Raw genomic sequence first — 12,670 nt, 5'->3', positions numbered from 1 at the left:
TTGTGCCCCCTTCATGGATGTGGTTAATCGCTGATAATTTCCCCATCCGGCACAGCATCTATGCAGAGAAGTTATTCCTTCACAATGTTCACGGTCTTGCTGGACGCATTATACGTGACCTTGGCTCCAAGTGCTTCGGCAATCGCACGTACAGGCGCATAGGTTACCGCATCGTCCATGACGCCGGTCGTCAGCTTCTTTCCATTGAGCGTAATATTTACCGGGATATCCTTGTTCACCTCTGGCTCACCTCCGGTTATACGGCTTAGTGCGGCTGCACTCTGCTGGGCAGTAGGCCGTCTGCCTGCCTTCAGGTCCTGGATGCTAAGGCCGAAGCTCATCTGCAGATGAGCGTAATCCTTGAAGGAGGTCCAGTCCCCGCCCCATTCGAATCCCAGCTTCTTCCCCTCCTGAACCACCTCTTGCCAGTCTGACACCTTGTCGTCATCCCCGTCACGGTTCATATCCCATGACACATTCCTGCCATCCGGCAGGAGTAGCGCAAAGTCTATTGCCAGTCCGTAATTATGGTAGCTGTCGCCTCCCCGGGCATTGGTTACAATGTCGCCCTTCTTGGTTCTCCCTTGAAAATATAGCTCATTCTGCTGCGCTATCGTGCGCATGCCCTGCGTAATGAGGATCTGCACCCCCCGGTTATAACAGCGTCTAATCAACTCGTTCGCCCCGGCCAGTACGGCCGGATGCAGCTTCGCCAGCCTTGCGGCCGACTTCTGCTTCACCTGCTCCAAAGTAAGCATCTACTCACCCCCTGGTATAGTAAATGCCCGCTTAGGCCGGGTTGCTTGCACCAATGACCGTTTTTTTCACAAAATGAGCTGTGAAGTGTCCTATCTCCCCGGATGAACTGTGCACCTATAGGCCAGAATAAGAATGCAGACCGCAAGTCAGGTCATTCTAACGGAAAGGGGGATGAACATGGAGATCCACAGCGACAGCTACAGAATAGCCCCGCTTAGCGACCAGGAGGATGTGGTGGAAGTGATCCGCCAGGCGGAATCAGAGATTGCCCGGATGACCGGGAACCCGGAGGTCACGCTGATTGCCTATGAGAAGACAGACGGACACCGCAGCAAGTAAATGAAGCGTGCCGTGCGGATCCCAGGCGAACAGGTTATCTTTTAGACAATATAAGCCTCCACAATGTCATCTACAAGCAGCCACTTCCATTCCTCCGCCCACTGCAGCTTGAATTCCCGCGAGTGGGTGTGAATGGAAGTCACGAACCCGCTCAGCTTCCTCTGCTCCAGAGGATCGTACAGCACTAGCGTTACCCGCACATGACTCCTTAGCGATAAGGCCAGCGTATGCTCAATCTCCTCCAGCTTCTGCTCATCCAGAACCGGCCTCAGGCTATGCCAGGTCTCCCGTTCGTCCCTCCTGATCCCGCCCTTATGCTCCGTCAACATGCTTCGGCTGCTCTCCCGCAGACCGTCCGCTTCAAGCTTCTTGCCCATTGCTATTCCCCCACTCTGTTCTTTATAGCCGGACTACATCATCTTGCCGCCCATGAACCGAACGTACGTTTGTATTATATCCGCAATTCTTCTTGTTAGGCAAGCAGAAATTAATGTCAGAGCAAGGACTCAGGAGGGGAGCTTCAGCTGATCATAACAAAAGGTTGAGCTAGCACCACACCTGCATGAAAACAGCCATCACGTGGTTCTAGTTGTTTCGCTAATTTAATGCCATTATTAGGGAAAAGGGGTAGAAAGGACGGAGATGATATTTATGATTAGAGCTGCAAATGTGGAGGATCGGGAGGATATTTCCAGACTATTGACGCAATTAGGTTACCCGGATACCAAGCTTTTTATGAAAGAGAATATAGAAAGACTTCTTACTGACCCCAATGAGGAGTTAATGGTCTATGAAGCGGAAGGATGTGTTATCGCCTGTCTCTCCCTGCATTATATCCCGCAACTGGGCATGAGAGGAGATATCGCCTCCATCAGTTATCTGGTTGTGGACTCCTCAGCTAGAAGTAAGGGAATTGGACAGGAATTAGTGGAATCCGCATCAGCTTCCGCCCGTCGAAGAGGATGTGCCAGTATCCAGGTTCATTGTCATGCCAGAAGAATAGAGGCTCATACATTTTATGAAAGACAAGGTTTCAGGGAGGCCCCTAAGTACTTCTCAAAAAGGTTGGACCAATAATTCAATCGGCAGCAAAAAGACGCCTACAGTAATGCTGTACAGCGTCTTCCTCTGAACCCTTTTGCCTATAACAAGTCTTGTCTCTGCTTATTTCACTGACGAAGTCCCTGCGCTTCCAGCTCCCGGTTCCTGGTTGGCACCTGTGCCTGCATCTGATACGGTTCCTGGTACGGCTTGCTCCTTATCAATCAGTCCGGCGGCTTCTCTGGCCTCATTCAGCTTGGAGATGCCGTAGAGCATCGCTACGTCCGCCTGCTGATTCATCGTGTTGAATTCCTCTGCGGTCACATCGGGCGATACAGCGCTCTTGGAAGCCTTTTCCTTGATCTGATAGGCACTCTGGAAAGCAATCACCGAATCTCTAAGCAGCTTCTCGATCGTATCCGGCAGGCCGCCCGCAATCTTGATATCGTTCACATGATCTGCAAGCTCGGAGGCGGTATCCTGGAAGCTGTCTACAGCCTTCTCGAATTCTTTGTCTGTCGCTTGTCCGGTGGAATAAGAGGTTAATGTGGTGTTGAAGTTCTCTAGCGAGGATTTGCCCATTTCGTCGAATTTCGCCATTTCATTGTAAAAGTTCTGTACCGTCTCCTGCACCGCTTCCGGGGAAGCCGGTTCGGCGCTGTTATTGCCGCAGGCACTGAGGATCATGACGGCCATTAGCAGTCCTGCAAGTAAAGCTTGTCTCATAGTTAATATCCCTCCACTTAACAGAATAATATCGATTTTTGTTAAGTGCAAATGAAATTAATGTAAAATTCGGCGTAATGAAACATCTGTCTGCGGTTAAGCGTATTCATAGGGAGAAACAGCGGCCCATAACCCGTTGATGACTGGCAATTCCTGTTATACTATAATGAATTTATCCGTTCAAGGAGAGGAAGATCTATCATGGCTTATTGCACAACATGTGGTGCGGAATACAAGCAAGGCGCCAAATTCTGCGGGGAATGCGGGGCAGGCACAGAAGAGGCCGGTTCTCCGGCAGCAGCACGGCGTCCAGCGGCTGGCCACAGCTCCGGTCACGAAAAAGAATTATGGCAGGGCAAGCCTGCCGGCATCTCTGACCGTCTCAAGGGGCTGATCGGGCTGAATACCACCAAGTATACGATTACGTCCCAGCGGATTATGGTCAAGAGCGGACTGATCGGCAAAGATGTCGAAGAAATCGAGCTGCTGCGGGTCAATGATTTCTCCGTCACCCAGTCGGTTATGCAGCGTATGCTGGGCATCGGGACGCTGATCATTTTGTCGGATGATGCTTCATCACCACAGCTCCCCTTCTATAGAATCCGTAAGGTTCAAGCTGTCAAGGATATCCTGCGCCAAGCCGTCCGTGACGAGAAAATTGCTAACAACATCAGCTACCGCGAGCATATCTGACGCTTCGTTACACTTCATTATGGAAGATAGAGGGCTCCTGCCGGAATTACGCCTTTGGCCTGGCTGGGGCTCTCCCACATCAGTACCGCCCGCGCATCCCCCTGGTTCTCATAGTATTCCACCTTCAGCTCATGCAGCTTCCCCGCAATCAGACTCACTGTGCCTTGCCGCTCCTGCCCGCTCTGCTTGATCCAGCTGTCAATAACCAGCTTCCCGTCGATCCATACCCGGATTCCGTCATCTGAATACGAATAGATCGTATAGGTCTCACTGTAGGCAGCACTTATTTTGCCGCTCCAGCGTACCGAGAACAGATCGGTGTGAACGGCCGGATCGGGCGCCGCCTGCCTCCAGGCGAAGTTAATGTTGGCATCTGTCCGGGTGAGGGCAGGCGTGCCGCTAAGCGTAATATTGTTATAGTACTGCCCATAGAGCCCCGGCTTGGGTAGGACCCCTCCTGAAGAAGCATACGCCGCTGCTTTGGCCGAATAGTCGTCTCTGGAGAATATGGCACTATTCCTCATAAAAGCCTGAATCACTGCATCCTTATTGCGCTCGTACAGCATCTTGCCCCAGGTCATCTGGTAGCTCCACTTGTTCTGCGTGCCTGCCAGCACAGCTGGCGGAGGGAGTTCCCCGTTCTCGCCGATGGCGATCAGCTTGCCGCGCCCCAGGTCCCAGAGCGTATCATGATGGCTTACCATATAATCCCCCTCGAAAATATCCGCCGCCAGCACATCCACCCTGCCGCTGCCCGGATAATACTTCGCCGGCTCCTCACTATTCTTGTTCTTGGCATTCGGACTCCACACCCACAGCAGATTGTGCAGCTGATGATAGACGGTGTACCGCTCGAACATGATCTCCCAGAGGGTCACGAAGGAGGATTTCTGCCCCCACCAGAACCAGCCGCCGTTCATCTCATGGTAAGGTCTCCAGAGTACGGGGACACCGGCGTCACCCAGCTTTTTCAGGAAAACAGCTACCTTATCGAGTTCCGCAATCATTGCCGTATACTCTGGCGTTCCCGGTGTGATGTACTTGCTGAAATTAGCTTCGCTGAGACTCATGGAGACATTCGTCCAGGCTGGAGCGCTGCCCGGCAGGTTGGCATGATAGGTCATCGCTACGATACCCCCAGCCTTGTGCCAGCGGATCGCACTGTCGGTTACGCCCTGCCGCTGGCTGCTGATGAGCTTCTCCGTCTGGTTGCTGATCGGCCCCATCTCATAGCCGTGCAGTCCGGCATAGCTGCCAGCCGTATTCTTCAGCTTGTTGTTGATATCATCCGGGCTCTCCAGGTAATCATGCTGACCGCTGATCATGCCCTGGCCCTGGAGCCAGTACAGCGTCTCCAGCAGCTTCTGTGCGGGCGCCCCCAGCTCCGGGTCAGCGGGAGTCATTTGAATTTTGCGAAAAGCCGCTTGCCACTGCACATCACCAATCAGCCGTGAGGCCGAATCCAGCAGGTCCCTGAGGTTGCGCTGTTCCACATTTTCCACCATCCTTTTCCTTGTGTTTGTACATATTATGACGAATTATGGAACTTCAGCACGGCAACTGCACAGAATTAGGGCTGTCACAATCCGTTATTCTTACGCTATACTATTCTGGGCACAGGCATTATACCCATACCCACCTACAAAGGAGCAGATATGAAAGCCAAAAAGTCCATCATCAGTCTCATTATTATCGCCCTGATCAGTCTGTCCGCCTACCTGTTGGAAGAGAACGGGCAATGGCTGCCGCAGACCCCTTCCGGTCATTCTTTGGAGGTCGTGAAGCTGAAGTTCCCGGCAGACCGCTTCCCGGAGACCGCAAAGCACATCCAGAAGGCCATCCGCAAGGGAGAGTCAGCCATCTGCACGATCAACCGCAAGGGAGCGGAGGAGAACCGCAAGGCGTCGTTGAAGGGAGTTCCCACGAAGAAAGGCTATGACCGGGACGAATGGCCGATGGCCATGTGTGATGAAGGCGGAGCCGGAGCGCATATTGAATACATAACACCCAGTGATAACCGCGGAGCGGGAAGCTGGGTCGGCAATCAGCTGGAGGCGTTCGCAGATGGCACGCGTGTGGAATTTATTTTCAAATAAGCCCGATTGTGGGGGATATTGTTCAATTTCACTGCGATAAAGCGTAGAATGAAATGGGATAATATAACTTAGATGGAGAGCCGCATGTGTTCTATATCTGTTATCGGGGCAAACGGCTGTACGGCCCTATGTCCGAAGCTGAAGCCTTACAGGAATGGTTCGCGCTTGCAGGAACAATTAAGGAACTCTATATCATTGAAACGGATGCAGCTACAGGCAGAATCAAACGCCAGATCGGGCCAACGGTCCGTGCTCATAAGAAAAAAAAGAAATAGCCCTATCCGGCACAGGCCGGACAGGGCTACACTGGCTATAGGCTGTTCTAGAACAAACAGGCTTTTGTGATGATAACCAGCAGAATGAACAGAACCAGAATTGCACCTGTCGAAGTCCAAGGGCTTACTACCGGAACGATTGGAGGTCCCTGATTCACTCCACCTACGTTATTTCCACAACCGCAACCATATTCTGCTCCCATGATTAATTCCTCCTCTTGAATATTGAATACAGCACAGAATATGTGGAATTCCGCTCCGTTGCATGGGCCAATTGGCAAAGAAATACCATTCACCTAACGGACAGGCGTCCAGTGGTCGATATAGAGTATGAAGCAATAGCTTCACAACATATGGAGGGAGGAATGCCGGATGGATATTGCTGCATTATCCGTAGTGATGAGCCAGTCATCCTTACAGCAGGCCGCAGGGCTGCAGGTAATGAGCCTTGCCAAGGAGCAGGCGCAGATCGGTGCCCAGGATATGGTTCAGATGCTGAGTCAGGCCACGCACCCCACCTTGGGAAAAACACTTGATATTCGGGCGTAATTCCTTTATGCTTACATACATAGGAACACCCGTTCCATATTTCAGCCGCTGAAGAGTGCGCGCTGAACTGCTGCTTAGCCCTTACGGGCTTTTCTTTTGGCTAATAATACGAACATACGATCTTATATATGGGGTGATTGATTATGCAAGGCTATTATCAGATGACCACATTGGAGAAATGGACAGAGGATCTATACCAGCGTATTGGTGTCCGCAAGCCGTCCGACATCTCCATCGATTACATAGCGAAGCGGCTTAATATCTGGGTGCACTATCTGGATGTCCGCAGCAAGGCGATTGAGGCTACAGCCGGAATGTACAGCATGTTCATCGACAACCGTCTCCCTCCCGAGCTGCAGCGGCTGGAGTTCCTCCACGAGCTGTGTCATCTGCTGCGGCATGCCGGCAAGTCCACGCTTATGCCCGGAGTGTTCACGCAGGCGCAGAGAGATGAATCCGACCGGTTCATTCTGTATGCTTCCATGCCTTATGTCATGATCTCTGCGAACACGTTGCCCGAGCTCCGTGAGGATGCCGTTACTGAGCTGGCTGTAGCGTTCCAGGTCCCCGTCCCTCTCGCGCTGCAGCGGATCGACCAGATCCAGAGACGTATTTTCCAGGGGCAATTAATGGCTGTTATGGAACGTAACGAAGACAGAAATATCATCCACAGACATATTCGCTAAGCGCTGCGGGGATAATACAGACTATAGATCAGAACAAGAGATTCTACTGTAAAGGGGATCAAGATCAACGTGGAAGCCCTGAAAGTCATTCAATTATTGCTGACTCACCCTGAATACAGCGTGGATGCCGTTCATCCTGAAATTCCGGATTTTGTGGGTATCGAGACGATTGAAGTGGACCACGTAACCCAGACCTTCTCCATCCTGCTGCAGGAGCCTAAGGAATACGGCTGAGTGCTGAGCCGCCTGAGCGGATCACACCAGAGGCCCATTACAGGATGACAATTACATAGAACAGTCCTGCTAGCACGAAGCGGTACAGCGCGAACCACTCCAGGCGGAGCCGCTTGATCAGCTTGATGAACGTGACCACTGCAATCATGGCTACGAGGAAGGAAGTCACGAATCCGATCAGCATAAGCACAAGATCATCGGAGTTCAGCGCATCCCGGCTGTCATAGAGGTCCAGGAGGCTTGCTCCGAACATGACCGGTACTGAGATCAGGAAGGTGAAGTCAGCAGCAGCTTTCTGGCTGGTCCCCAGCAGCAGACCGCCTGAGATCGTCGAACCGGACCTTGAGAACCCGGGCCACAGCGCCAGACACTGGAACAGCCCGATGCCGAAGGCTTGAGTATAGTTAAGACCGTCTACCGTCTCTGACGTAACGGATCTCCTGCTGCGTGCAGCGAGGATCATCAACAGGCCACCGGCGATCAGTCCAATGAGAACCAGCTTGGGGCCGAATAACTGGCTCTTGATCGTATCTTTGAAGAGCAGATACACCACCAGTGCCGGAACCATAGCCAGGATCATGTGGATGGCATTCAGTCCTTTGCTTTTGGAGAAATCCAGCTTCAGCATATTCACCCCGATGTTCACATACTTCTTCCAATACAACAGCAATACGGCCATTACCGCACCCAGCTGGATTACGATTTTGAAGGTAACCGCAGCCTCTCCCTCGAACTTCAGCAGATTCCCTGCCAGGATAAGGTGCCCGGTAGACGAGACCGGCAAGAATTCAGTTAACCCCTCAATAATCCCTAATATAATTGCTTTGATAGCTTCAGTCACTGGTGAATAGCCCCTCTCGGAAGTGAATCAATATATTTCCAGTATAAGAGGCTGAGATAGAATTCCCCATCGAATGAGCTAACAATATGGGAGTTGGTGTGACATAAATGTCATGTGGTTTATTGTGATCAGAACAAAAAAGCCACCAAGCTACTGGTGGCAAAATTTCATTATGCTCTATTCGTAAAATAGCCGCTACGCTAATTGGGTAATAACAAGATGAGCTGAAACGGGTCTTGTTCCTCCGGCAAGAGGAGTAATCGTAAGTGCAGTAGAGTTTCCGGCAGGATTACGAACGGTCAGTATGCTGTTAATGACCGTTGTTTGCACAATAGCCATTTCTACGATTTGTGAGGTACCTGTTGCCCGCCCAACTACAGTATAAGCGAGATCTGCACCATTTAAAGTCAAGATTAGTTGTCCGGCTTCGGTCACACTAACCTGAAACAGCACCTGGTACGTCCCAATGGCCGCTAAATTAAAAGAACTCGGCCCGGTCCGGGCAATCGTTGTCCCGCTGGTAGGGCCATCTTGTGGAAAGCTTACATCTGTGCCTGGCGCTACCGTTGCTGCATTATCAGGAGGCATCAGAGCAAAGAAATCGGCAAATCCTAATACTCCACCCGCCGTTCCTGTTGCCCCGGTCGCTCCTGTTGCCCCGGTCGCTCCTGCGGCTCCGGCGGCTCCTGCAGCTCCGGCTGGCCCAGTGGCTCCTGTTGCTCCAGCCGGCCCTGCAGCTCCTGTTGCTCCAGCCGGCCCTGCAGCTCCTGCGGCTCCGGCCGGACCAGTAGCTCCTGTTGCTCCAGCCGGCCCTGCAGCTCCTGCAACGCCTTGTGGCCCAATCGCTCCCGCCGGACCAGGCTCACCCTGCGGGCCCTGGGGACCTATGAGGCCCTGCGCTCCCGGAACTCCCTGCGCCCCTTGAGGGCCAACGGGCCCCGCTGCTCCCTGAGGGCCTATCGCTCCAGGTGGCCCGGGCACACCTTGGGGGCCTTGGGGCCCTGGAGGCCCACCGGCAGGTCCCGGAGGACCTGCTGTTCCCTGGGGGCCTCTTGCCCCCGGGATTCCCGGTATGCCCGGAGAGCCCTGCGCTCCTTGAGGCCCTGTGGGACCGATGACGGTAGGAGTAGTGACATTGACTTCAGGCGGTGGACAGGTTACTTTAACCACCTTTTTAATCACTTTTTTAACAACTTTCCGATGTTCTTTTCTTTTTCTTTTTGAAGGAACGAGGGTGACGATTTTTTTAGGATGACATTTTTTATCGTCTGGACAACTCAATACGGACACCTCCCTAATAAGATAGTGTAGTGTACGCATCCCATCTGGTTTAGAAATGGACGAACAACTAGTTTTTACTAGTCAGCAACCTAATTCCAAAAAAAACGGGCGTTAGCCATAGTAGTTACGCCCTTAAATACATCACAATGTCCCACACCAAATTTTATTATTTTTCGTATTTTAGAATTGGACAACTGATACTTCCCTGTCAGACCCGAATTCTAATTCGGGTCTGTTTTTTGGTTATTCTCCTTCAAACTCATGCTGCATCAATTAAGCTGACGTATAAATGTTGTGCAACTTCAGATGCTCAATTCACGTAAAACTGATAAAGGAGTTGGTAAAAATGGTTGTCTTTTCTATTCTATTTGTACTGATTGCGATGCTGAATATCTTCTTCCCGGCCATGGGCTGGCATATGCGCTACGGCTGGATGGTCAAGGGCGACTCCGGCCCCAGTGAAGCCTATCTCATGATGAGCCGAATCACAAGTGTGATCGTTCTTATTCTCTTTTTCTTGTTCTTTTTGCCCTCTATGTTTGGTTAGGGGAATAAAACAATAAAACAGGAGCTGCTGGCGCTTCCCTGCCAACCACTCCTGTTTTTTATTTTCTTTTAAAGTTTTTAGCCCAGCTTAAAGCCATTTCTTGAAAGCTAACTTGTCTGTGCCAAGTACTGCCTGTGGTCTCCCATTCCTTGACCGCTTGCAAATAAGGTGTGTAAAATCTCCAATCGCTTATATTCCAAGAACAATAAATCTTACGATAGTATTTCCCATTAGGAATATCTCGGGAGTATCTTCGCACTGCCTTACTTGCCTGTCGTTTGATCCAGGGATTTGCCTGCTCTTTACTTACGGGTGTTTTCTTAACGCTTCTACTCAACTCAGCTCTAACCTCCTTTAGGGAAGCTAGAGACCGTCCAGTAATTTCATGGTTTCACCCCTTGATCAAGTCATACACTGATTATATTTCATCCCCTTTAATTCTCACAAGATAAGGTTTACGCATAAAATTATATTTGTAACCATAAAATACTTTTCCTTTTCCTTTAGAAAAGGCCAGACGATTGATGATACATTAATCTTTAAGAAGTTAATGAACATAGTTATTGAGCATTTGCAAAAGCTATAAAATAACCCGCCGGGCTTAATGCCAGACGAGTTTATTGTTGAAAGTGTTTGAAAACACATATAATAGCCTCTTAAAAGACATAAAAAATCATCCTAAGGTGCTTAATTAAATTTTTCAACTAACAATTTCTTAATTCCATCAAGTAAGGGTAATTTCTCACCTGAACCATTAAAACTAGGCAATGAATTCCGGATATCATCAATTTCTTCTTCGCTAATATCAACACAGCGGCCTTGAATCAATATCCTCCAAACCAAAGGATATTCACTTATTAGTTCTACGTTGGGAAATGCTGCATATGCTGACTCAAGCCTTAAGACAGCTGGTGCAGATATCAAAGGGGCGATTGAGAGGGATTATACAGCGTATTATGCGGATACTCTTGAAGCCCAGAAGGAAAACTTTCACAGCAGCAACAGAGTAAGTTTCCTTGAAGCAACACTTGGAGAAGGAATTGCTTATTATCAAGCGAATATTCATGGAGAATCACTTTCACATGAATTGATTGGTTATAAATTCCCGCTTTATCTAGAGGGAACCCAAGTTGCGGTGATCGATGCTACTTTTGAGTCAGGTGCATGGAAAATTTTTAATATCAGCAATAATGATGATTTTGGCAATACAATCAAACGAATAGAATCGGAGTATGCTAAAGATGGTACATTAGAGCTTATTGATGACAAACGATATAATCTAAATTATCTCTATATTAACACTGCAGTTAATGAGGAATATATTAATTTAACAAATAATGAAAGTATAAGTCCTACAGAGATCATGAGTGTTGTTAGCCAGTCGGAGAGTTCCTTCAATAATTCGAACCGCAATTCAAATGACGGAGCGATTTTGGTCGGCGGGGGCCAAAATGTCTCTTCTGCTGACAATCATACATCTTTGTTTTTGCCTATCCTTCTGTTCGGATTATCTCTTATCTTTGCTGTTCCTCTCATAGTCATAGCGACTCAAAGAAAAAGGGCCTCCGTCACATTACGATGAGAGCAGGCTGGAATTAACAATTTTGCTGTAGGGGGCAATATCACTTCCCTTTATGCCTAACGGGTATCCACTGCCATCTTCACGTTCATGATGCTGTAGAGCAACTAATGCATGCCGGTGAGGAATTCCTAAGGATCTAATGATTTCAAACCCATAAATCGTATGATTCTTCATTTGGTTAAATTCATCAGACGTTAATTTTCCGGGTTTATTTAAAACTTCTTTGGAAATCCTTGTTTTTCCGATATCATGCAGAAAGGCAGCTCCTGTTAAATCTGATAATTCCAAATCAAGCAATCCTATGGCCGTGCCGATAATTCCCGATATTAACGCGACGACTATACTATGCTTGTAGGTATAATCATCTTCTTGTCTCAAACGATCTATTATATGATTTAATTCTGTGTTCTTGCTTAATTCAACGAAGGTTAGAATCATATTATTACGTATCTTATGTAAGGGAATTTATTCAAAGCAACGCACTTTAATAAATATTTCCTTCAATTCTCTCATAGCTAAATCAACGGCAGAAATAATTAAATACATATCTTTGCCCATACGGAAACCCATATATGAACACGATTGATCGCCTTTCAACCCATCCACTTCCTCTCCAGAACATTGATCATCCATTTTTTCTAGAGAAAGCACAAACTAAATAATCATCTATTGATATTATATGGACTGAAGGCTTCTCAGGTTCAGCCATCAACAAAGAACCTCGCGCAACATAATTATGTTATCCAATAGATGGTCCAGCGCCATACGATCTTCGGAGGCTTTGGTATCATTATAGTATAGATGCACATACATACGGCGTGTGTCTTTTACTGTATTTCCACTCGCCCCAATAAGCATGGGTACGGGATGAACTTCATTATTTTTCCAGATTATAGTGGTGGCAGCGGTCATGCGTCAATGATATCTTACCAGCAGTATTTCGGATAGCCTCATCAAGGCAACCGATAGGATACAGGAAATATCCGCTCATTCCCCCAAAAAAGAGACCAACAGAATTAGC

The 12,670-nt window shown here is 49.0% G+C and carries 21 protein-coding genes; 10 read left to right on the top strand and 11 right to left on the bottom strand.

Annotation, left to right across the window (positions count from 1 at the left end; all coding sequences use genetic code 11):
• Nucleotides 1–71: 71 nt before the first annotated feature.
• Complete coding sequence (locus MKX42_RS10175; protein ID WP_340752386.1) at nt 72–758, bottom strand: M15 family metallopeptidase; 687 nt, start codon at nt 756–758, stop codon at nt 72–74.
• A 178-nt stretch (nt 759–936) separates the two neighbouring features.
• On the opposite strand from MKX42_RS10175, the gene MKX42_RS10170 reads away from it, so the two are divergent.
• Nucleotides 937–1,098: a hypothetical protein gene (locus MKX42_RS10170; protein ID WP_200869526.1), complete on the top strand. Its 162-nt coding sequence runs from the start codon at nt 937–939 to the stop codon at nt 1,096–1,098.
• Between the two features lie 41 nt (nt 1,099–1,139).
• Here MKX42_RS10170 and MKX42_RS10165 read toward each other — a convergent pair whose 3' ends face one another.
• A complete protein-coding gene (locus MKX42_RS10165; RefSeq protein ID WP_340752385.1) occupies nt 1,140–1,475 on the bottom strand; it encodes a YolD-like family protein in 336 nt (111 codons plus the stop codon).
• A gap of 274 nt (nt 1,476–1,749) precedes the next feature.
• Between MKX42_RS10165 and MKX42_RS10160 the strand changes: the two genes are divergently transcribed.
• Complete coding sequence (locus tag MKX42_RS10160) at nt 1,750–2,175, top strand: GNAT family N-acetyltransferase (RefSeq protein WP_340752384.1); 426 nt, start codon at nt 1,750–1,752, stop codon at nt 2,173–2,175.
• 87 nt (nt 2,176–2,262) lie between these two features.
• Here the strand turns inward: MKX42_RS10160 and MKX42_RS10155 are convergent, their stop codons facing one another.
• Entirely contained in the window at nt 2,263–2,865 is a 603-nt protein-coding gene (locus tag MKX42_RS10155; protein WP_340752383.1) for a hypothetical protein, read from the bottom strand.
• Nucleotides 2,866–3,066: 201 nt separating this feature from the next.
• Here MKX42_RS10155 and MKX42_RS10150 point away from each other — a divergent pair, with 201 nt between their 5' ends.
• Nucleotides 3,067–3,558 (top strand): PH domain-containing protein, encoded by a 492-nt coding sequence (locus MKX42_RS10150; protein ID WP_340752382.1) that lies wholly within the window; start codon nt 3,067–3,069, stop codon nt 3,556–3,558.
• 17 nt (nt 3,559–3,575) lie between these two features.
• Here the strand turns inward: MKX42_RS10150 and MKX42_RS10145 are convergent, their stop codons facing one another.
• Nucleotides 3,576–5,051, bottom strand: a complete 1,476-nt coding sequence (locus tag MKX42_RS10145) for a glycosyl hydrolase (protein WP_340752381.1) — start codon at nt 5,049–5,051, stop codon at nt 3,576–3,578.
• 162 nt (nt 5,052–5,213) lie between these two features.
• On the opposite strand from MKX42_RS10145, the gene MKX42_RS10140 reads away from it, so the two are divergent.
• Both MKX42_RS10140 and MKX42_RS10135 read left to right on the top strand, forming a co-directional pair.
• Complete coding sequence (locus MKX42_RS10140) at nt 5,214–5,654, top strand: NucA/NucB deoxyribonuclease domain-containing protein (RefSeq protein ID WP_340752380.1); 441 nt, start codon at nt 5,214–5,216, stop codon at nt 5,652–5,654.
• An 86-nt stretch (nt 5,655–5,740) separates the two neighbouring features.
• Nucleotides 5,741–5,929: a hypothetical protein gene (locus MKX42_RS10135; protein WP_340752379.1), complete on the top strand. Its 189-nt coding sequence runs from the start codon at nt 5,741–5,743 to the stop codon at nt 5,927–5,929.
• Nucleotides 5,930–5,976: 47 nt separating this feature from the next.
• Here MKX42_RS10135 and MKX42_RS10130 read toward each other — a convergent pair whose 3' ends face one another.
• Nucleotides 5,977–6,132 (bottom strand): hypothetical protein, encoded by a 156-nt coding sequence (locus MKX42_RS10130; RefSeq protein WP_155991357.1) that lies wholly within the window; start codon nt 6,130–6,132, stop codon nt 5,977–5,979.
• Nucleotides 6,133–6,301: 169 nt separating this feature from the next.
• On the opposite strand from MKX42_RS10130, the gene MKX42_RS10125 reads away from it, so the two are divergent.
• The 3 genes from MKX42_RS10125 to MKX42_RS10115 all read left to right on the top strand — a co-directional run bounded on the left by MKX42_RS10125 (nt 6,302) and on the right by MKX42_RS10115 (nt 7,398).
• Complete coding sequence (locus MKX42_RS10125) at nt 6,302–6,478, top strand: YjfB family protein (protein WP_340752378.1); 177 nt, start codon at nt 6,302–6,304, stop codon at nt 6,476–6,478.
• A gap of 143 nt (nt 6,479–6,621) precedes the next feature.
• Complete coding sequence (locus tag MKX42_RS10120) at nt 6,622–7,164, top strand: ImmA/IrrE family metallo-endopeptidase (RefSeq protein ID WP_340752377.1); 543 nt, start codon at nt 6,622–6,624, stop codon at nt 7,162–7,164.
• A 69-nt stretch (nt 7,165–7,233) separates the two neighbouring features.
• Entirely contained in the window at nt 7,234–7,398 is a 165-nt protein-coding gene (locus MKX42_RS10115; RefSeq protein ID WP_155991360.1) for a hypothetical protein, read from the top strand.
• Between the two features lie 37 nt (nt 7,399–7,435).
• On the opposite strand, the gene MKX42_RS10110 is transcribed toward MKX42_RS10115, so the two are convergent.
• The 3 genes from MKX42_RS10110 to MKX42_RS10100 all read right to left on the bottom strand — a co-directional run bounded on the left by MKX42_RS10110 (nt 7,436) and on the right by MKX42_RS10100 (nt 9,105).
• Complete coding sequence (locus tag MKX42_RS10110) at nt 7,436–8,239, bottom strand: undecaprenyl-diphosphate phosphatase (protein WP_340752376.1); 804 nt, start codon at nt 8,237–8,239, stop codon at nt 7,436–7,438.
• A 195-nt stretch (nt 8,240–8,434) separates the two neighbouring features.
• A complete protein-coding gene (locus MKX42_RS10105; protein ID WP_340752375.1) occupies nt 8,435–8,827 on the bottom strand; it encodes a hypothetical protein in 393 nt (130 codons plus the stop codon).
• A 23-nt stretch (nt 8,828–8,850) separates the two neighbouring features.
• Entirely contained in the window at nt 8,851–9,105 is a 255-nt protein-coding gene (locus MKX42_RS10100) for a hypothetical protein (protein WP_340752374.1), read from the bottom strand.
• Between the two features lie 761 nt (nt 9,106–9,866).
• Here MKX42_RS10100 and MKX42_RS10095 point away from each other — a divergent pair.
• Nucleotides 9,867–10,067 carry a DUF6199 family natural product biosynthesis protein gene (locus tag MKX42_RS10095; protein WP_340752373.1) on the top strand — a complete coding sequence of 67 codons (201 nt, stop codon included), beginning with the start codon at nt 9,867–9,869 and terminating at the stop codon, nt 10,065–10,067.
• Between the two features lie 58 nt (nt 10,068–10,125).
• Here the strand turns inward: MKX42_RS10095 and MKX42_RS10090 are convergent, their stop codons facing one another.
• The gene (locus MKX42_RS10090) at nt 10,126–10,404 is read right to left on the bottom strand and encodes a hypothetical protein (RefSeq protein ID WP_340752372.1); all 279 of its coding nucleotides are present in this window, start codon (nt 10,402–10,404) and stop codon (nt 10,126–10,128) included.
• A 531-nt stretch (nt 10,405–10,935) separates the two neighbouring features.
• Between MKX42_RS10090 and MKX42_RS10085 the strand changes: the two genes are divergently transcribed.
• The gene (locus MKX42_RS10085; RefSeq protein WP_340752371.1) at nt 10,936–11,649 is read left to right on the top strand and encodes a hypothetical protein; all 714 of its coding nucleotides are present in this window, start codon (nt 10,936–10,938) and stop codon (nt 11,647–11,649) included.
• Here MKX42_RS10085 and MKX42_RS10080 read toward each other — a convergent pair.
• Nucleotides 11,641–12,087, bottom strand: coding sequence for an HD-GYP domain-containing protein (locus MKX42_RS10080; RefSeq protein ID WP_340752370.1), 447 nt, complete (start codon nt 12,085–12,087; stop codon nt 11,641–11,643). The two genes, MKX42_RS10085 and MKX42_RS10080, sit on opposite strands and share 9 nt — an antisense overlap.
• 27 nt (nt 12,088–12,114) lie before the next feature.
• Complete coding sequence (locus MKX42_RS10075) at nt 12,115–12,246, bottom strand: hypothetical protein (protein ID WP_340752369.1); 132 nt, start codon at nt 12,244–12,246, stop codon at nt 12,115–12,117.
• Nucleotides 12,247–12,670: the final 424 nt, after the last annotated feature.

Origin of the sequence: Paenibacillus sp. FSL R7-0204, from assembly GCF_038002225.1 — a bacterium.
In the GTDB taxonomy this organism is placed as follows: Bacteria; Bacillota; Bacilli; order Paenibacillales; family Paenibacillaceae; genus Paenibacillus_AQ.
This window is presented reverse-complemented; position numbering and strand designations above follow the sequence as displayed.

Bases quoted from the DNA above. Each gene is read 5' to 3' on its own strand.
- MKX42_RS10175 (WP_340752386.1), bottom strand. From the start codon at position 758: ATGCTTACTTTGGAGCAGGTGAAGCAGAAGTCGGCCGCAAGGCTGGCG.
- MKX42_RS10170 (WP_200869526.1), top strand. From the start codon at position 937: ATGGAGATCCACAGCGACAGCTACAGAATAGCCCCGCTTAGCGACCAG.
- MKX42_RS10165 (WP_340752385.1), bottom strand. From the start codon at position 1,475: ATGGGCAAGAAGCTTGAAGCGGACGGTCTGCGGGAGAGCAGCCGAAGC.
- MKX42_RS10160 (WP_340752384.1), top strand. From the start codon at position 1,750: ATGATTAGAGCTGCAAATGTGGAGGATCGGGAGGATATTTCCAGACTA.
- MKX42_RS10155 (WP_340752383.1), bottom strand. From the start codon at position 2,865: ATGAGACAAGCTTTACTTGCAGGACTGCTAATGGCCGTCATGATCCTC.
- MKX42_RS10150 (WP_340752382.1), top strand. From the start codon at position 3,067: ATGGCTTATTGCACAACATGTGGTGCGGAATACAAGCAAGGCGCCAAA.
- MKX42_RS10140 (WP_340752380.1), top strand. From the start codon at position 5,214: ATGAAAGCCAAAAAGTCCATCATCAGTCTCATTATTATCGCCCTGATC.
- MKX42_RS10130 (WP_155991357.1), bottom strand. From the start codon at position 6,132: ATGGGAGCAGAATATGGTTGCGGTTGTGGAAATAACGTAGGTGGAGTG.
- MKX42_RS10125 (WP_340752378.1), top strand. From the start codon at position 6,302: ATGGATATTGCTGCATTATCCGTAGTGATGAGCCAGTCATCCTTACAG.
- MKX42_RS10120 (WP_340752377.1), top strand. From the start codon at position 6,622: ATGCAAGGCTATTATCAGATGACCACATTGGAGAAATGGACAGAGGAT.
- MKX42_RS10105 (WP_340752375.1), bottom strand. From the start codon at position 8,827: ATGCCTCCTGATAATGCAGCAACGGTAGCGCCAGGCACAGATGTAAGC.
- MKX42_RS10095 (WP_340752373.1), top strand. From the start codon at position 9,867: ATGGTTGTCTTTTCTATTCTATTTGTACTGATTGCGATGCTGAATATC.
- MKX42_RS10080 (WP_340752370.1), bottom strand. From the start codon at position 12,087: ATGATTCTAACCTTCGTTGAATTAAGCAAGAACACAGAATTAAATCAT.